Genomic DNA, 18,705 nt, shown 5'->3' on the forward strand with positions numbered 1-18,705 from the left:
CATGAAGGGCGCCGGACGGGTAGGGCCGATATCGCGGGCAGAGCCACAATCCCCGGAAAACTGACGAACTATCGGACCTTCTCCTCCACAGCAGCGTATCCGCGCCTGCGCTTGGCGCGCTCCAGCCGTTCGAATGCGTCTCCCGCTTCGTCGCTGCCATCAAACGTCTGCACCATCGTCTGGCCATTCGTGCCGATCCGGCCCCAGTTCCGGATCAACGATATTCCCCCGAACAAGGTCGGCTGAATGGACAGCACATAGAACCGCCGCATATTGCGCGCGGCATCGATGCGGCGAAGATGAACCGGCCCTGGCTCGGGTTTCAGCATGGACGGATTCTGGCTTCCTTCGGAAGTGACGTCCAATGACTTCTATGAATCGATCAAGGGGTTCGATTCATTTTCTTAATACATCAATCACCTCGAAGGGACGCCGCGCTCGATCCCATGGTCGCGTGAACCCTACCGTCGCCGGGTCTCACCGATAGAGGATCCCTCGCGCGTCACGGTGCGCAGCTCGCGACCGTACCGGTCTTCGTCCCTGACGCCAGTCACGAGCGAGAATGCTCCCCGACCACGCAGATTACACGACACCCATTACCGCACACGGGGAATGTCTCCGCCAGCATGTCCCTGTGCAGCACGGTGATCGCGAACATCAGCCGATCGGATAGTCCGTTGTGGGCAAAAGCCGGGCACGCACCCAACCCCCTGAATGAGACGGCCCCAGCGAGCACAGATCTCATGGGTCGCCCTCGACGGTGACTCTGCCTCCTTTTTGGGAACCGCTTCAGCTGCGAGCTGTCGCTTCCGTTCAATGCGGACGTCTACCCTGACGGTCGTCTTGAGCGGATATGCCGATCGATGGGTCACGGTCGCTTGGCTAGCCCGCGGTGCTTCTGTCTAGGAAAAACACTTGGGCGAGCCCCCTTCGGGGGACGGCTCTAGTCGCGCCGCCAAGGCGGCGCTCCCGGAGCCCGCAGGCGGTCTCCGCCCATTCGGGTGACGATCCTCACGCAGGCCGAGCCTTGCCGGATCGATCGGCCGTCTCGAGGAATGGTCCTCGCGCACCTTGCCGACCTGTCCACGACGTCGGTCATCGCGCATCACGTTGACCCTGGAAGCGGTTCGTCCCGACGCAGGCGCTCATGTCGGCGCGTCGGAACCAGATTGCCCGGCCGCAGCGCAGCGGCGCATTGCCGGGTGTGAAGACGATCTGCTCATCGCTGCGCATTTGCGTGATCTCGTGCGGCAGGATCAGCGGACGTCGTGACAATTGGCGCGATCGGGTGCGCGACGACCCCGACGCTTGCGAACTGTGGCTGATCTGGCTCACCTCGACCGTGGTGTCACCGCAGCGGCGCGAGATGTAGTCGGCCGTCTCCGGATCGTTGATCGCACTGAACGACATCCATGACGCCGACTCAAACCATTTCGAGGCGGCATCGCGTCCGCCATAGGCTTCCCGCATCTGTCCGATCGATTGGAACAGCAGGAGCAGGGTGATGCCGTATTTGCGTCCGGCGTCGCGCGCGGTTTCGAGGATGCGCATGAAGCCAAGCCGCGCGACCTCGTCCAGCAGGAACAGGGTCCGTCCCGATACCTCGCCGCCGCGATTGTAGATCGCATTCATCAGCGCCCCAATGATCAACCGCGCCAGGCCGGGATGGTTCTCCAGCGTCTTCAGGTCGAGATTGATGAACACATCCATCATTCCCGCCGCGAGCTCGTCGGTCGAGAAACTGCTTCCCGAGACCAGCGCCGCGTAGTTTTCATAGGACAGCCAGTGCGTCTCCTTCACCGCATTGGCATAGACGCCGCTGAAGGTTTCTGGCGTCATGTTGACGAAGGCGGCGACGTTCTCCTTCACGAATTTCGACTGCGAGTTGTCGTAGATCGCCTGCAGCCGTTCGCGCAGCTTCGGCTCCGGCTCCGACAGGTTTGCGCGCACCTGGCGCAGATGCTGATCCTTCTTTTCCGTATGACCAGACAGGCACACATCCGCGATCAGCGCCGTCAGCAATTGCAAGGCCGAGGCGCGGAAGAAATCGTCGCGCACCGAGTGGGCGCGCGGCGCGTCGGTCGTGATCCACGACGCGACTGACGCGATGTCTTCCTCCTTGGTGCCGCCGAACCGGCCGATCCAATCCAGCGCGTTGAACCCGACCTCAGCCACATGGGAGTCCAGCACGAAGACGTCGCGCCCGGCCCGCCGGCGATGCTCGATCACCATTGGCGCCACCTCGTTGGAAGGGTCGAGCGCGACGAGCGCGCCGCCCCATTTCAGCGCGGTCGGAATGGTCACCGAGGTCGTCTTGAAGCCGCCCGATCCGGCGAAGACGATGCCATGCGTCGAGCCCCAGGTGGCCTCGAAGCACAGAAGCGGGGCGCGCCCACCTGCGCCCCAGCTGGCGCGCGCTGGGGCACTGAAGGCCTGGTCCCCAACGGCGTCATTGTCGACGCGATAACGTTCGCCGACAACGATGCCGCCGGCCTCCGGAAACAATCGTGCCGCTTCGACGAGGGTCATCCATTGCGCATCGCCGTGGATCGCCCGCTGGCCCAAGACCCGGCGCGGCGCAGCCGCGGCGAACGCGGCATTACCCATCAAAGCCACACGCAGGGCGAACAGTCCGCATCCGGCAACGGCGAGCCCGCCGATGAGCGTGGCGGGGTCGACATAGGCAAGGACCGACCCGTCCCGCACACGAGCTGAGAGAACGAACAGGCGGCTCGCTTCCAACCACACCGCGAATGCGATAATCGCCGCTGCGGCCGTTGTGGCACTCCAGCCGGCGGCCCGCACGGTGAGCGCGCCGGCGCTGGCGAACAGGACGATGATGCCGATGGCCGCAGCCCCGAGATAGGGCAGGGCGATCCCGCACCTGCCCAGCATCAGCGTCGCTGCCGGCGTCCGACCGAAATCCGCGAGCCATTGCTCGTGCCCGCGCAGTGCGATCAGCGCACCGATCATGAGCGCGAACGGGACGATGGCGAGGGCGACCCTATTTGCGTTCATTGCCGAATGCCTTTGCTCCGATCGCGCTCAGGCGCTCTCGCTCGACGTCGCTCGCGCGCACCCGGCCCGCGGCGTCGACCAGCATGCCGAGCAACAGCGCGCGCTTCTCGTAGCGCAGCCCGGCCTTCACGATTAGGCCGCCGAGCTCGATCTTCTCCCGTGTGTCCTTCTTGCGGGCGTTATTGGCATCGGAGCGGCGCATGCGTTCAGCCCTGTTCAGCCAAGCCCGAAAACGCGCCAGGCGGGACGGCCGTGGCCGCCTCGGCGGGTCGGCTCCCGCCTTTGCGAAACCGGCCCGCGATCTCCTCGAACGCAGACAGCAACGCGCCTTCCTCGATTTCGATCTCTCCCATCCCGGCCTTGAGCGCGATGCGGCCGATGCGCTCGGCCTCCCGCGTCTCAGCCTGCTTCAGCTGGTCCTGGAGCCGTGCGATTTCGTCCCTGATTTGCCGCGAGGGCTTTTTCATTCCGGAAGACCTTTCCCATCGAACTGCGCGAAGCGCGTGACAAGAAAGCCAGGGAGAGCGCGAAGCGCGACCCGGGTAATTAACGGGGTCGGCGAAGCCGACGCTTTGGAAGATCATCCCGCCGTTCCGAAGGAGCGGCTTCCAAGGGCGCAGTAATACGTCGCTGACGCGACGTCCTGCTTCCCGCCTCGAGTAGGCGGCCGGTTCCGACGAACAGCATGTTCACTCGTTTCGGGATCGCTCCAGCCGTGGCCATCACCCATTTCACGCCCCAGCTCATCGGACGCGGCGATGGCCGCAGCGCCGTGCTGGCTGCCGCCTACCGGCATTGCGCGAAGATGGAATTCGAGGCCGAGGGCCGAACCGTCGACTATTCCAACAAGGGCGGGATGATCCACGAGGAATTTCAGGTTCCGCCGAACGCGCCCGCCTGGCTTCGGACGATGATCGCCGATCGCTCCATCGCGGGTGCGTCGGAGGCCTTCTGGAACAAGGTCGAGGCCTTCGAAAAGCGCGCGGATGCGCAGTTCGCCAAGGAGTTCATCATCGCGCTTCCTGTCGAACTGACGACCGAGCAGAACATCGCGCTGATGCGCCAGTTCGTGGCGGAACAGGTGCTGTCGCGCGGACAGGTCGCGGACTGGGTCTATCATGACGAGCCGGGCAATCCGCATGTCCACCTCATGACGACGCTGCGGCCTCTCACTGAGGATGGATTCGGGCCAAAGCGGGTCGCGGTTATCGGTGAGGACGGGCAGCCGCTGCGTATGAAGTCCGGCAAGATCGTCTACCGGCTTTGGGCCGGCGAGAAACAGGAGTTCCTCGAGCAACGCAACGGCTGGCTCGAGTTGCAGAACCAGCATCTCGCCCTGAACGGTCACGAGATTCGGGTCGATGGGCGGTCCTACGCCGAGCGCGGGATCGATATCGCGCCGACCACCCATATCGGCGTTGCGGCGAAGGCCATCCAGCGCCGGGCGGAGCGCGAGGGGCGCGATCCCGACCTCGAACGGCTGCGCGTCTTCGAGGAGAACCGCGCCGAAACTCTCAGGCGAATCCAGCGCCGTCCGGAGATCGTGCTCGACATGATTTCGCGGGAAAAGAGCGTGTTCGATGAGCGGGATGTCGGCAAGCTCCTGCATCGCTATGTCGACGATGTTGGAACCTTCCAGCAGTTGATGGCGCGGGTGCTGCAAAGCCCGGATGCGCTGCGGCTGGAAAGCGAGACCATCGACTTCGCCACCGGCGCGCGGGTACCGGCGAAATACGCGACACGCGAGCTGATCCGGCTCGAAGCGGAGATGGCGCGGCGCGCGATTCACCTCTCTGGCAGGGCGGATTTCGCGGTGAATGCACCAATCATCGCCGCCGTGTCCGCGCGGCACGCCAACCTCTCGGCCGAGCAGCGCACCGCCATCGAGCATCTGGCGTCCGGAGGGAGGATCGCGGCGGTTGTCGGCCGTGCTGGGGCGGGCAAGACCACGATGATGCGGGGCGCGCGCGAGGTGTGGGAGGCCGCAGGCTACCGGGTCGTTGGCGCCGCCTTGGCCGGCAAGGCGGCCGAGGGATTGGAGAAGGAGGCGGGCATCGAATCCCGCACGCTGGCCTCGTGGGAGTTGCGTTGGAAGAACGGGCGCGATGGCCTCGATGATAGAACGGTTTTTGTTCTGGACGAGGCCGGCATGGTCGCGTCCCGGCAGATGGCGCTGTTCGTCGAAACAGCATCAAAGGCAGGAGCGAAGCTCGTCCTGGTCGGCGATCCCGAGCAGCTCCAGCCGATCGAAGCGGGGGCGGCGTTCCGCGCGATCGTCGAGCGCATCGGCTATGCCGAACTCGAAACGATCTATCGCCAGCGCCAGCAATGGATGCGTGACGCCTCGCTCGATCTTGCCCGTGGCCGGACGGCGCAGGCCTTGTCCGCCTATGGTCACCATGGACGTCTGTTCGGCTCGGAGTTGAAGGCACAGGCGATCGACAATCTGATCGCCGATTGGAATCGCGACTACGATCCGTCCAAGTCGACATTGATCCTGGCGCATCTGCGCCGCGACGTCCGCGGGCTGAACGAAATGGCGCGGGCTAAACTCGTCGAGCGCGGTCTGGTCGAAGCAGGATATGCCTTCCGGACCGAGGATGGCGAGCGCAGGTTTGCGCCGGGCGACCAGATCGTCTTCCTGAAGAACGAGGGCTCGCTCGGCGTCAAGAACGGCATGATCGGCAAGGTCGTGGACGCCGAGCCGGAGCGCCTGGTCGCCGAGATCGGTGAGGGCGAGGGCCGCCGCCGCGTCGAGGTCGATCAGCGCTTCTATCGCAATGTCGACCACGGCTATGCGACGACCGTGCATAAGGCGCAAGGAGCGACGGTCGACCGGGTCAAGGCGCTGGCAACGCTGTCCCTCGACAAGCACCTGACTTATGTCGCGCTAACCCGCCATCGCGAGGATGTGGCGCTCTACTACGGCCGGCGTTCGTTCCAGAGGGCAGGCGGCCTGATCCCGATCCTGTCGCAGCGCCGGGCGAAGGAAACTACGCTCGATTACGAACGCGGCAGTCTCTATCGCGATGCGCTGCGTTTCGCCGCGAACCGCGGACTGCACATCGTCAAGGTGGCGCGCACGCTCTTGAACGACCGCCTGCGCTGGACGGTTCGTCAGAAGCTGCGCCTTGCCGACGTCGGCCGTCGATTGCGCGCGCTCGGCGAAAAACTAGGCCTCATCGACAGCCGCAAACCCATCATCAGCACCGCACACAAGGAGGAGAAGCCCATGGTCGCCGCCGTGACGACGTTCCCGAAATCCCTCATCGACACCGTCGAGGACAGGATCCTCGCCGATCCCGCCATCAAGCAGCAGTGGGAGCAAGTCTCCACTCGCTTCCGCCTGGTCTTTGTCAATCCCGAGCGCGCGTTCCGCGCGACGAACTTCGACGCCGTGCTGAAGGACTCCGCCGCGGCGACTTCGACGCTCGCCCTGCTCGCCTCGAGCCCGGACTCATTCGGGGCGCTGCGCGGCAAGACCGGCCTGCTGGCGGGCAAGGCCGACAAACAGGAGCGCCAGCGCGCCGAGGCCAATGTGCCGGCGCTCAAGCGCGACATCGAGCGTTACTTGCGTCTTCGGGCCGAGGCCGAGCACAAGCATGAAGCCGAGGAACGCGCGACCCGGCAGCGTGTTGGGATCGACATCCCCGCCTTGTCACGCGACGCGCGTCGCGTACTCGAGCGCGTGCGCGATGCCATCGACCGCAACGACCTGCCCAGCGCGCTCGAATTCGCGCTCGCAGATCGGATGGTGAAAGCGGAAATCGACGGCTTCAACAAGGCTGTCGCAGAGCGTTTTGGCGATCGCACATTCCTGCCGAACGCGGCCGGAGAGGCGAAGGGGCAGGCCTTCGAGAAGGCGGCGGCCGGCATGGATCCAGCGCGTCGCGACCAGCTCACGGAAGCCTGGCCTGCGATGCGTGCGGCACAGCAACTCGCCGCCCAGGAGCGTGCCGCGCAGGCCCTCAAGCAGGCCGAGGCACAGCGTCTGACCGAAAGCCCGGGGCAGACCCTGAAATGAGCATTCGGCACCTCCCCTTGCTGATCCTGGCGGCGGGCGCCGGACTCGTCGCTGCCTTCACGGGCGCTGGCTGGTGCGCCGGACTGCGCATCAACATGACGCCGAGCTATCCGCGGGGGCTCTGGCGGATCGAGCCGCTGGATCGTGAGGCCGCCGTCGGCGATCTCGTCTTCATCTGTCCGCCGGACACGGCCGAGTTCGAGCGCGCCTTTGCGCGCGGCTACCTCCGGCGCGGACTTTGCGCCGGGGGCTTAAGCCCCCTCATCAAGACCGTCGCCGCTATCGGCGGCCAACGCCTCGATGTGGCTGATCACGTCTCGATCGACGGCCGTCCGCTCCCCGATTCCGATGTCCGGCATACCGACGCCGCCGGCCGTCCTCTCGCGCCGTTTGCCGGTGGCGTCATTCCCGCCGGCGAGCTCTATCTCCACTCCGACTTCGCAGGCTCCTATGATTCCCGCTACTTTGGCCCGATCCCGTCATCGGGCATTCTCGGCCTCGCCCGGCCGGTCCTCGCCATCGGCCCATAGCCCCTGGCGCGGCGCGGCGATGGCCGGCGCCGCGGCTGCAGTCGGGGCTGCTGCCTGGTGCGGTCACCCACTCGCTCTGCCGCTCGCCTGCGCCTTCCCGACGCTTTGGGCGCTCGCGCCGTCGCGGTTGATCTCAGCGGCAGTGAGCGCGGCCTATTTCCTTGCGGCTTCGCGCGGGCTGCCGCTCGGCGTCGTCAATTTCTACGATACAGATTTCGGTGTCGGCATCGCCTTGTGGATCGGCGCGGCGGCGATCTTCACCCTGGTCCACGCCGGGCTGTGGCAAAGGCGGCCGGGTTGGGAGAGGGCGCTTTGGTTCGGGCTCGGGGCGATCTTGATGAGCCTGCCGCCTTTCGGGGTCGTCGGATGGGCGCAGCCGATCACGGCGGCCGGCATTTTGTTTCCCGGATGGGGATGGTGGGGACTGGGCGCGACCGCAGCCATCCTGCTCACCATGACGACCGGCAAGTGGCCCATCGCGGCGATCGTCGCGGCCAGCTTCTGGGCCTGGTCGGCCGCGCACTGGACCCGGCCGTCGCAACCAGACGGATGGGCTGGCCTCGATACGAGGCTTGGGAGTGCGCTCGGCCGGGCTCCCGACCTCGATCAATCCAAGGCGCTTCTCCAGCGCGTGCGCGAGGCTGGCGCCGCCGGAGCGCGCGTTGTCGTGCTTCCCGAGAGCGCGGCCGGGCCGTGGACGCCGACCACGAGCGGCTTCTGGACGGACGGCCTTCGCGGCACCGACGTCGCGGTGATCGCCGGCGCGGCGATCGTCGATCGTGAAGGCTATGAGAACGCCATGGTGGAGATCGCCGCCGGCCGCGCACGCCAGCTCTATGGCGAACGAATGCCGGTGCCGGTCTCGATGTGGCAACCTTGGCTCGCATGGACGGGGCAGGGCGGAGGCGCCAGAGCCACGTTCTTCGGCAGCCCCATCGTGGAGTCGGCCGGCCGGCGCGTCGCGCCGCTGATCTGCTACGAGCAGTTACTCGTCTGGCCCGTCCTGCAGTCGATGCTCCATTCGCCCGACCTGCTTGTCGCGATCGGTAACGATTGGTGGACCGCCGGCACCAACGTCCTCGCGATTCAGAGAGCGAGCACACAGGCCTGGGCGCGCCTGTTCGCCCTGCCGCTCGTGCTCTCGTTCAACACCTGAAGGGGTTCATCATGATCGATGCCGCCACCATTCATCAATGTGCCGATCCGGGTCTGAAGCCTGCGATCATCGAGAAGTTCATCGGCGCGGTCGGATCGCCCGATCCGCTCGCCGTCACCATCCGCGCCGGAAACCGCGTCATCCTCGTGGCACCGCCCAAGACGCCAGATGACGCCATGGAGTTGGTCCGCCGTTACGTCGGTCAGGCTATGGTCCGGGTCGGCGTAACCCAATATCCGGCCGGACTCGGCATCAACGATGTCGCCGAACTCAAACCAGATCTGGTCGATGCCTGTGCCAATCTCAGGATGGGAACCGCACTCTTCGGCAAAGTCTATCGCATCGTTACGAAGTGGTATGGCGGACCGGTCGACGAGGCGTTCGGCGATGCCATCGACGCCTGGAAGACCGGTTATTTCGACGGGCGGTATATATTCGACGAGCCCGATCCCGGCAGCCTGCCAGCCCGCAAGCCTCAGCCCGACTCTGGGGACGAGCCCGTGGACGGGAATGACGCGGCGAGGTCCGCGAGCGGTCCGGTCAATGGGACCCCGCAGGAGCCGGACAATCCAAACAAGGCGGGCATCCGGATCGATCTGAGCGGCATTGGTGTCAGCAAACCGAAATAGGCCGACCTCCGGACGCGACGATCGGGGGCTGGACAGCCAGGCCCGGTGTAGGGGAGCTGCAAAGCAGCGTTATCGCCCGTCAGCTCCGTAATGCTCAGATGCAGGCGCTCGGCGATCCAGCCAACTCTGTTCCGGCGCGGGGGACTCTTTTCCGATGCTCATCTGCATGTGTCGCACGCCGTCAATCATCCGGCTCGCCTTTCATCTCGGTCGGCTGTTGGCCGGCTCAGACTGAGCCGGTTTGATTGAATTCGCCATATTCTCTACGGCTGGCGTCAGGCCCCCGATCGATCTATAAGGAATCACAGGGCAGTACGCACTGCCCGGAGGTGTGGAAACCTCTGTCTAGCGGTTGGTGCCGGCCGAGACGGCATCAGGATCCTCTGACCTATTGGCCGGGGGCCTGTGACGTATGTCCAGGTGCCTCGGTGCTAAAGGTCGCAGGACTGTCTAGACACAGTTTCCAACCCCCGGCTAGGGATCAAAGGATTATCGTCGGCGGGGGCGCACCGCGGACCAGGCCCGTGTGAGAGTTGTGGTATCAATCAAGGATGATGAATCGCCCGGCATTGGGCTCAATTGCGATCTCGATCGCATCTTTGGCGGAATGACGCAACCGGAGATTGAACACTTAACCGTCGGCGCCATTCGCGAATACCGGGTTAGCGTCGCGCTCGCCGAGACGGCCCGACTGGACTGGGCAACCGCAGAGACTGACACAAACTGTGGCCCAGAACGCCGGGCGGAACTCCGACGAATTCATGAACACGCGGAAGCCGACCATCGGGCGCGCCAGCTTATTTTGAACAACCTGATCGATCGGCTCGGCTACGTTCCAAAGGTACCGGCCGGATAATCGGCAAACTCGCAGACTTCGTGAATCAGCGCGCACCGGTGTGGGCGTCGTGGTTTCCGTCTTTGTCTCGCTCGGGGCATTACCCAACATGAGAGTGAGTGCTGCCCCGGGGCGCTCACGCCGGATCTAGATCAACTCTTTCTCCATGGCGATGCGGACGGCGTGCTGGAGGTTGCTGGCGCCGAGTTTGTCGCGCGCGTTATCCAGATAGAATTGGACCGTTCGTGGCTTGATCCCAAGCAAGTCGGCGATCACGTTCATCGACTTGCCATATGATGACCAGCTGAGTGAAATCGCTTCCTGCGTCGACAACGTCACATCCCCCGTTTTGAACGACGACGCAGACGCCAGGCTGAGATGAACATGAATGTAGGCGAGCGCCAATGCCGCCTGCATCGGGTCCCATGGCGGAACCTCGACCCGCCGACGATCTGATGCGAGCGTGATCATCGCGGTGCGGCCATAGCTTGTCTTGATCGGAATTGAAACGCCGGAGCGAATGCCGAAGTCAGTCGCCTCGGAATAGAATTGCCTGACCTCGCGCGAACTTTTGCGCACGTCGCGTTCCTCAGCCGACCAGGCGAACATCCGCATGCTGCGTTTGGCGGTCGTTACGACAGGGTCAATGATCGTGTAATGCTTTGCAAGATAGAGGTTCTGCCATTCCGCGGGATAATCGCTCAAAGCGACCACATCATCGGCGTTGATATGAATGTAGGCATAGCGATCGAAGCCGGATGAGACAGTGAACTTTTTGATCGCGTTGCGAATGGAACGCTCGTCGCGTGCGAGATCGATGGCGTCCATCAACGCCTGCAATTGTCCATCCAATTTAAGTTCCTCCCAGTCTTCATCTTCCGAGCGTCCGCGCGATGGCGACCTTGCTCGTCGGATGAGCGTCACGGTTCTGTCATTGTTCTGATTTGATGACCGTTTTTGAGTGACTCGACGGAATTCGACCTCCCTGTTGCTTACCTATTGATCTCTATCCAATCGGTGTGTCCTGCGTCCTCTAAGGCGTTCGATCCGGCCGCAGGCGAAACCGCGCTCCTCAACCCAAGGGTTCAATGTCGGTTGCCGCGAATCGGACGCTCAGTTCTGCGTTGGTCCTCGGCGTGAAGGCTATAGCGCCTTGCGTCGTGCAGACGAGCCGGGTGCCAACACCACGCGACCATTTCGTGCTGAAGCTCTTCGTCGCGCACCGACCCTGATCTCCGAACACTGTTAACGAGTAACGCGCGCTGCCCGGACAGACAAATAGGCACTTTTGGGTCGGTCATAGGAGAAGCCTATGGGGAATGTCTCGGTGGTGGCGCTGATGGCGGATGACCGCCGAAGATGGCCGCATCCTGCAGCCGCCTTATGGGTCCTGATCGGCTAACACATTCAACATGGATATGGCGGCGGAATGCGAGTCTGCATGGAGCATCACCGGCGACAGACGAACTGCGCGAGCTGGAACGCAGCACGAGGATGCGCGCTTCAGGGAGCTGGCTGTGCGGCGATCCAATCGGAAATGTTGCCGTGGTCATCTTGGTCTGATGTTGATGCCGGTCGGAGTTGGGTTTACCGGGAAGGCTGTCGGCTTCGCTAACAGGTCCTGACTTCGCGGCGTCAGATAACCATGCCGTGGCTGTTTTGCGACGGTGGCCTCTCGAACTCGCCGCGAACGCCGACGTCCGTCGGCTGGATGACGAGCGTTGCAGTCGACGAGGACGTAGTCTCGAGACGTCGCTCGCGATTGGTCCGACAGTGAGATGCCCAACTCTCGTGGTCGCGGGGGGGGTTGATCAATCCTGGGCTGGAGCTTCGATTGGAATGGCAAAGCCGGCCTTTACGCGGTCCAGGATAACCATCGTCTTGAAACCCTTAATGTCTGGGTTCTTGTAAAAGAATTGCTGGGTGAACTGCTCATAATCTTCCATGGAGCGGGCGGTCATGTACAGGACAAAGTCGGCATCGCCGGTGACATAAAACCCATTGACGATTTCATCGTTCGTTTTGATCGCCTTCTTCAACCTGTCGATGATGTCTGAACGCTCGCGCTCAAGGGTCACCAGCACAAGCATTTGAATAGGTCTTCCCGCTGCCTTCGGCGAAACGATTGAGACGTCTGCCTCGATGATACCTTCGGAACGAAGTCTCTTCAGTCGTCGTTGACACGCGGTGGCTGAAAGCCCCGCCATCTCGCCGATCGCCTCGGAGGTTAGACGGTTATTCCTTTGCACGATCTGGAGAATACGGGCATCTGTTCGGTCGTAGGGCATAATCCGCTCCAGCCTAAGGTGGATTTAGCTCTGAAAACTTGCCAAGAAGCAGAAAATCATCCCAATATAGAATAATACGACGAAAATCTGCGCTAGAACAGCAAGCTAACGAACAGGGATATTGTGCGGGCGGGACTGGAACAGCCGTGGGAGCACGGTTGCCGTTGGCGTAAGGCGGGCAGGGCATCACCAACGTGCGCAGCTTCTACATCGATCAGGTCATGTCAACTTCCTGAGGCAAGAAGCTCACAGTGATCTTGCGACGGAGCCGGAACGCCTCGCGGTTAACGGCAAAAATGGACGCTATGATGCTCGCGTCGACGCGTCGCCGTTCAAGAATTTTACGTCGATCTTCGGCGGACGGTTCCGATGTCGGCAATCGTTTCAACTTCGCTGGTCGGGCCGTTAGCGCCTCTGGTACTTCGCGCTCTCAGCGGATCGGAACATCACCACCGGCTAAGGCGCACTGTTGACTGGCGCCCCGGCGATTTCGCAGATTGAAAGGCAGACGAAGCGATTCGGAATTCGGGTTTTCATGATGGCCGACGGCAACTTTTCCTTTCGGCCCGCACGTCGGGAAGATGCGGAAACGGTTTTCAACATCACCAAGGCGTCGATCGCTGGCCTTGCGGGCGCATCCTACTCGCGGGCTCAAATCGAGAATTGGATGGGTGAGCGTACGCCGGTATTTTACGAAGGCCTTATTGCCAAGGGACGGATGACCGTGTGTCAGCGCGGAGACGTCGTGGTTGCATTTGTCGACGTCGAGCCTAGCGAGGTAACCAGATTGTTCATATTGCCCGATTTAGCAGGCGTCGGACTCAGCCGACGGTTGCTCGAGATGGGTATAGCGCAAGCGCGCTTGGGCCATAGTGGGCCAATCAGGCTTGAGGCGACGATCAACGCCGAAAGCTTCTACCGAAAATGCGGCTTTCGAAGCGTGGGCCGAGGCTCGTTCTCTCACGGTCTCGGCGGCATGCCTATTGAGGTCATACACATGGAGCTGTGAATTTCGACGTTGTTGACGAAGTCTATCTTATCTCATCTCACGAAGGGAGAGCGCTGGCACCGTTCTCCTGGCAACCTCTTGGCTATTTGCCCAAGCAACGCTGGTTGAATTGAGTCCGTACCGACGAGTCTACCAACTCGGAGCTCTTCCGCGGAGACTTTTGCCCGAACGGCCGCTCTTTAGTTCGTAGCTAATCCGAGCTCCCTCCGCGAGACTGGAGTGGCCCGCTCCACCCTCAGCATTGTCGATTGCAATATGCAGCCGATGGAATTGTGCGCTGAGGCCAACGTTCTCCGGGATTGACGCAGCGCGATGCAATTTCAGAGCCGTCCACTCCAACAGAGGGGCATTCCTATAATCTCGGGATAGTATAGGTTTGGGAACTTCGATATTCCAAGCTGGAAAGTGGCACTTTCGAACGCGGAATCCAGTAGTTCGGTGGAGCGAGCAGTGCCCGTACGAACCTCAGCCTCGATCGCCACCGGCGCAATGCCTGTACCCACATGCTGCACGATCCTGTACGTTGGAAATACCATCTGATCGGCAACTATGGCCTCAATGGCAAGAACCCTCCACTTCACAACTGGGTCTAGCAATTACACGGAATGATCTGGCTCAGACGCTCCGATCGGGCATCGACTGACGCGACTTGCGCGCGTCACGCCCGTCGTGCTGAACTAGCGCTGCTCCGGGGCAGGTGCCTCTTCGTCCTCTTCAAGACGATAACGGAAGTTGCAGTGGTCGGCGCCGGCCATGATCGTCTGGGTACGCGTCAACTTGAGCCGCGTGTCGTAACCTTCGCAGAACGAGCCGTCCCGATTGCACGATAGGAGATGGCCGATGGAACCGAGGCCCATCTCACGGTAGGTCTCGGCGTAGCGACAGCGATGGACGTTGAAGTCGAATTGATCGTCCGTGGCCGTGATGACCTCGATCGTCAGAGCATCGTCCTTCGTCCAGAGAGGCTGGAGCTCCCGAAACGACTGCATATTGGTGCCGCCGGGGGTGCGCGCGGCAAAATGCTTGCCGCCGGCGATGGCGGCGCGCCGGATCGCCAGCTCGAGAACGGCTTTGGCCTGATCCTCACCGAAGCGCTCGCACATGACGGCGTAGATGGGCGCAATAACGCCCGCCTCAATCTGTCGCCGTTCAAGAATTCCGATTTCGTTGTCCAACGAAGAACCCGCTTCGGCTTGATCGGTCATGGCAACTCTCCATTCAGCTCTCGATCCGGTGGATCTGTTGGGGTGTCCGGGCGGGACAGAAGTCGTCTGACGGGCGGCATGACTGCGGCCTGGCGTGCCTTATGCAAGGCAAAGGCTGCTTGAAGCCGAATAATCAGATCGGCTGATAGAGCCATCCTCCTTGGACGCGGGTCAAGAACGTTCGCAAAATAAGTACGTGTAGTTCGGTTCGATACCGTGGCGGCTAACGATCGCACAGCGCATTCCAAGTCGTGGACAATGGAGTTCTACGTATATCGGCGGCTAGGGGCCAGCTGTTTGCCGATGGACAGTTGAGGCGCCAACTCGCGTAGGCGAGCCAATCCGTCCGAGAGGGTTGATGACCGCTGGTCCACCTGGAAAATCCATTATCCGGTTCGGCGGACCCGAAACATGCATCGTCAGGGAGATGCGAGCCGAAGCCAGGGCTGAATGCGAACAGTCACGAAGCAAGCGGAAAAAATGGACTGTTATCAAGAATAGCTCGGAAACAAACGGAATGCCGAGCCATCGCTCGGCAGAGCGTGCATCGTTATTTCTGACCGTGGCTCGACACTCAAGAGATAAGAACGCATCATTCCACATCGATCGCATTCTCTGCGCCCGCAGCGCAAGAAGCGCTTCGGTCCGAGCAAGCCCATTGGCCGTAAGGCATTGGAGTGTTGGTATGAGCAGATTGAGGACTCTCAATGTTTCGCGCCGAACAGTTCTGAAGGCGACCGGCATGGCAGGGCTGGCGGCATCGGCTGGCTTCGTAGGAAACAATATCTATTCACCTGCAGTGGCCGGGCCGGCACCCAAGATTCGGCTCGCTTGGACCGAGGTGGCCGCGTGTCATTCTCCGCTAGGTTTCGGAGTAGCAAAGGGCCTGTATGCCAAGCACAATCTTGATGTCGAATTGTTTTATCAGGGCGCCAGTGGCCAGACTCTGATCCAAGCGCTGGCGACAGGCAAGGCCGATGCGGGCGCCGGCCTTGTTGGAGACTGGCTCAAGCCGCTGGAGCAGGGTTTCGATGTCAAGCTGTTCGTGGGGTCGCACGGCGGATGCCAGCGGTTGCTGGCCTCGCAGGCGTCCGGCATCAGGGACATTGCAGGGATCAAGGGGAAAACCATCGCAAGCTACGATGTTGTATCGCCCCCGAAGGTCGCGTTCCAGGTCACGCTAGCGAAGGCCGGCATCGATCCAGAAACGGAGGTCACGTGGAAGGTCGTCCCCTTCGATCTGGTTGGCGAGGCAGTCCACAGGGGAGAGGCGGACGTTGCCGCGCATCTCGATCCGTGGGCGTATTCGATCGAGAAGAAGTTCAATTTCATCAAGCTCGCGGACACTCAGACCGGCGCATACGAGGGGCATACATGCTGTGTCCTCGGTGCCAACGGGCCATTTCTGGCCGCGAACAAGGACGCTCTTCGGCGGCTCGCTGAGGCTAACATTGAGGTGCACGAATACACTGCCAATCATCCCGATGAAGTGGCGAAGTGGTATTTCGAGACCCTGAAACCGGCTGGTCTGTCTCTCGCCGACTTGACCGAGATCCTCGGCTCGCTGGTGTATCACGATCATCCGATCGGCCAGCCGCTGGTCGATCAGATCCGCATCACCGCAGAGGATCTGAAGCTCGTTAAAGTGCTAGATTCAACGACCGACCCAAAGGCCTTTGCGGAGCGGGTCACGGTCAACCTGTTGGCGTGAGGCTTGCGGTGACTGACACGATCCAGATAGGCCGCCGACTATTGTTGGCGCCGGCGACGTTTTTTGCAGGTCTGTGGCGCGAGGGTCTTCTGGCGGCGCTGGCATGGGCGACGGCGGCGGTGATCACCATAGGGATTCCCGATGTTGTGCCATGGGGCAGCACGGGCCTGTTCGCTGCGATTACCGGTGGGATCGCGGCGATGTTCCTCATTCTATCACCGATTGTACCTCGTCTCAGAGGCGCCCGTGACTTGCTCGTGCATTACGGGCCTTGGTTTGTCGCTGTTGGTGTGTGGCTCGCCCTCTGGGAGTTGACCACCGCGAAGTTCGGTTGGCTCCCCAAGCCGTTCTTCTCCCCGCCGCACGGGCTGCTCAACGTTTACGTGACCGACGGCCAACGCCTTTTGATCTGCATCGGCTATACGATGCGCCTGTGGACGCTTGGCTTCCTCTCCGGCATCCTCGTTGGTTATGCAACCGGTGTAGCGCTCGGCTGGTCGAAGCGCTTCAGTTATTGGGGCATGCCGTTCCTGAAGCTGATCGGGCCGGTTCCGGCGACTGCCTGGATACCCTGTACCTTTTATTTCTTCCCGACCACGTTTGGCGCGAGCGTCTTCATCGTTGCGCTGGCTTCCGGTATTCCGGTCGCAATCCTGACTGCTTCAGGGGTCAATTCCGTGAATCGTACCTTCTACGACGTCGGCCGCATCCTTGGTGCGGATGACTGGTACCTGATCCGCAGGGTGGCAATCCCAGCCTCGACCCCGCACGTTTTTGTCGGCCTGTTCATGGCGCTGTATTATTCATTTGCCGTTCTGGTCGTGGCCGAAATGCTCGGCGCTAAATACGGGCTCGGCTGGTATATCCAGTTTCAGACCGCCTATTCCGGCTATGCGAATGTCTATGCCGCCTTGATCATCATGGCGATATTGTGCGCCGGTCTCATCCGGCTGCTGTTTGTGGTGCGGGACCGTCTGCTGAGTTGGCAGGAGGGATTTATCTGATGTCCATCGCAGCGCTCGCCTCGCCACAGGCTGATGTTGTCAGGTCCGTCAGCATGTCCATCGACGTCCATGCCGTCAGCCATCAGTTCAGCCTGGCCGGCGCGCAGCTTCCGGTAATCGAGGCGCTCGATCTCAATATTGCGCCCGGCGACTTCGTCGCACTGCTTGGACCATCAGGCTGCGGAAAGTCGACATTGCTGCGGTTGATCGCGGGCTTGGAGAAGCCGACCAGCGGCAGCATCCTGGCAGATGGCCGCCCGATCACACATCCCGATCCATCGCGCGGTCTGGTCTTTCAGGATCCGACGCTGTTTCCATGGGCTTCCGTATGGAAAAACGTGGCGACCGGGTTGGAAGCGCGCGGGCGGCTAAAACAGGCGCACAAACGTGTCGACAGTGCGCTGGCACTCGTCGGGCTCGAGGGGTTCGCCGGTGCCTATCCTCACCAGCTATCTGGCGGCATGGCACAGCGAGCGTCGCTGGCGCGCGCACTTGTCAACGACCCGGCGCTGCTCTTGCTTGACGAACCGCTAGGCAAGCTCGATTCGCTGACCCGGTTGACATTGCAGGCGGAGCTAGTGGGTTTGTGGCAGCACAACGGCTTCACCGCACTCCTGGTCACGCACGATGTCGAAGAGGCGCTGGTGCTCTCGTCACGCATCATCGTCCTTAGTGATCGCCCGGCACGCATCAAGGCCGAATTTCGGTTCGACAAGCCGTATCCAAGACATCGCGATGATCCGGATTTGGTAACGCTGCGCCGAAGCATTCTCGCAACCCTCGGCCTTCCGACCTGAGGCAAAAGGTGGCGAGGAGGGCGGCGAATCTCCTGTCGGTCGGGATCGTTGTCTTGGTGTTCGCTATCGTCTGGTGGTGGATCACCTACCGGGATGTCGTCCTGTATGCCTATCTTTCGATCCCGGAGGCGGGGCTTTGTCTCGTTGGTCGTTCAGACATATGCGACCTCGCCCGTTCACTGTGTCGAGGCGAGCATCCAGGGTCTATCGTGAAGTACTGGTGGGGAACTTTCTGGATTGGCATGCTCGTCGCGTCTGCGAGCCTGGTGTTGCACAATTCGCGCCCACGATAGTTCGTCCCTTGTCCGGATAGCTCGTCAAATAGGATAAGGCTATTCCGATCTGACAATTTGGCGAACCCGCCGCACCATTGCTAAGGAATAGCGGAAACCCACTGCATTCGAACGGCTGCCACAGCGATCGAGATCGCTAATCGCGACGAAGTTTGCGGTGAGCCGTCTGAGGGAGGAGTTACGAGGCGGTCGAATTGGGTCAGGTC

16 protein-coding genes are annotated in these 18,705 nt (G+C 61.9%); 9 read left to right on the top strand and 7 right to left on the bottom strand.

What is annotated here, in order from left to right; genetic code table 11:
* Positions 1–68: 68 nt before the first annotated feature.
* From ACVIHF_RS01830 to traC, 4 genes are all read right to left on the bottom strand, one after another.
* The gene (locus ACVIHF_RS01830) at positions 69–329 is read right to left on the bottom strand and encodes a WGR domain-containing protein (RefSeq protein ID WP_253610160.1); all 261 of its coding nucleotides are present in this window, start codon (positions 327–329) and stop codon (positions 69–71) included.
* Positions 330–1,095: 766 nt separating this feature from the next.
* Positions 1,096–3,018, bottom strand: a complete 1,923-nt coding sequence (gene traG, locus ACVIHF_RS01835) for a Ti-type conjugative transfer system protein TraG (RefSeq protein WP_253610161.1) — start codon at positions 3,016–3,018, stop codon at positions 1,096–1,098.
* Positions 3,005–3,220, bottom strand: coding sequence for a type IV conjugative transfer system coupling protein TraD (gene traD, locus ACVIHF_RS01840; RefSeq protein ID WP_253610162.1), 216 nt, complete (start codon positions 3,218–3,220; stop codon positions 3,005–3,007). Before traD ends, traG begins: the two co-directional genes overlap by 14 nt.
* 4 nt (positions 3,221–3,224) lie before the next feature.
* A complete protein-coding gene (traC, locus tag ACVIHF_RS01845; protein ID WP_253610163.1) occupies positions 3,225–3,485 on the bottom strand; it encodes a conjugal transfer protein TraC in 261 nt (86 codons plus the stop codon).
* A gap of 248 nt (positions 3,486–3,733) precedes the next feature.
* Between traC and traA the strand changes: the two genes are divergently transcribed.
* The 5 genes from traA (at position 3,734) to ACVIHF_RS01870 (ending at position 10,213) form a co-directional block, all read left to right on the top strand.
* The gene (gene traA, locus ACVIHF_RS01850) at positions 3,734–7,042 is read left to right on the top strand and encodes a Ti-type conjugative transfer relaxase TraA (protein ID WP_253610164.1); all 3,309 of its coding nucleotides are present in this window, start codon (positions 3,734–3,736) and stop codon (positions 7,040–7,042) included.
* Positions 7,039–7,572, top strand: a complete 534-nt coding sequence (gene traF, locus ACVIHF_RS01855; RefSeq protein ID WP_375167155.1) for a conjugative transfer signal peptidase TraF — start codon at positions 7,039–7,041, stop codon at positions 7,570–7,572. Before traA ends, traF begins: the two co-directional genes overlap by 4 nt.
* A complete protein-coding gene (locus ACVIHF_RS01860; protein WP_256559075.1) occupies positions 7,493–8,728 on the top strand; it encodes a conjugal transfer protein TraB in 1,236 nt (411 codons plus the stop codon). The genes traF and ACVIHF_RS01860 overlap by 80 nt, the downstream gene beginning before the upstream one ends.
* Positions 8,729–8,739: 11 nt before the next feature.
* Positions 8,740–9,357, top strand: coding sequence for a TraH family protein (locus tag ACVIHF_RS01865; RefSeq protein ID WP_253610167.1), 618 nt, complete (start codon positions 8,740–8,742; stop codon positions 9,355–9,357).
* 535 nt (positions 9,358–9,892) lie between these two features.
* Positions 9,893–10,213 carry a transcriptional repressor TraM gene (locus ACVIHF_RS01870; protein WP_253610252.1) on the top strand — a complete coding sequence of 107 codons (321 nt, stop codon included), beginning with the start codon at positions 9,893–9,895 and terminating at the stop codon, positions 10,211–10,213.
* A 126-nt stretch (positions 10,214–10,339) separates the two neighbouring features.
* Here the strand turns inward: ACVIHF_RS01870 and ACVIHF_RS01875 are convergent, their stop codons facing one another.
* Both ACVIHF_RS01875 and ACVIHF_RS01880 read right to left on the bottom strand, forming a co-directional pair.
* Positions 10,340–11,116 carry an autoinducer binding domain-containing protein gene (locus ACVIHF_RS01875; protein ID WP_253610253.1) on the bottom strand — a complete coding sequence of 259 codons (777 nt, stop codon included), beginning with the start codon at positions 11,114–11,116 and terminating at the stop codon, positions 10,340–10,342.
* Between the two features lie 887 nt (positions 11,117–12,003).
* Entirely contained in the window at positions 12,004–12,480 is a 477-nt protein-coding gene (locus tag ACVIHF_RS01880; RefSeq protein WP_253610255.1) for an Lrp/AsnC family transcriptional regulator, read from the bottom strand.
* A gap of 535 nt (positions 12,481–13,015) precedes the next feature.
* Here ACVIHF_RS01880 and ACVIHF_RS01885 point away from each other — a divergent pair.
* Positions 13,016–13,489, top strand: coding sequence for a GNAT family N-acetyltransferase (locus ACVIHF_RS01885; RefSeq protein WP_253610256.1), 474 nt, complete (start codon positions 13,016–13,018; stop codon positions 13,487–13,489).
* Positions 13,490–14,166: 677 nt separating this feature from the next.
* On the opposite strand, the gene ACVIHF_RS01890 is transcribed toward ACVIHF_RS01885, so the two are convergent.
* Entirely contained in the window at positions 14,167–14,694 is a 528-nt protein-coding gene (locus tag ACVIHF_RS01890; protein ID WP_253610258.1) for an L-2-amino-thiazoline-4-carboxylic acid hydrolase, read from the bottom strand.
* 685 nt (positions 14,695–15,379) lie between these two features.
* Here ACVIHF_RS01890 and ACVIHF_RS01895 point away from each other — a divergent pair.
* From ACVIHF_RS01895 to ACVIHF_RS01905, 3 genes are read left to right on the top strand one after another with little or no spacing between them, the layout of a single operon-like run.
* Positions 15,380–16,405, top strand: coding sequence for an ABC transporter substrate-binding protein (locus tag ACVIHF_RS01895; RefSeq protein ID WP_253610259.1), 1,026 nt, complete (start codon positions 15,380–15,382; stop codon positions 16,403–16,405).
* A gap of 8 nt (positions 16,406–16,413) precedes the next feature.
* A complete protein-coding gene (locus tag ACVIHF_RS01900) occupies positions 16,414–17,409 on the top strand; it encodes an ABC transporter permease (RefSeq protein ID WP_456791479.1) in 996 nt (331 codons plus the stop codon).
* Positions 17,409–18,206: an ABC transporter ATP-binding protein gene (locus ACVIHF_RS01905; RefSeq protein WP_456791480.1), complete on the top strand. Its 798-nt coding sequence runs from the start codon at positions 17,409–17,411 to the stop codon at positions 18,204–18,206. The genes ACVIHF_RS01900 and ACVIHF_RS01905 overlap by 1 nt, the downstream gene beginning before the upstream one ends.
* Positions 18,207–18,705: the final 499 nt, after the last annotated feature.

Source organism: Bradyrhizobium sp. USDA 4506, from assembly GCF_054058795.1.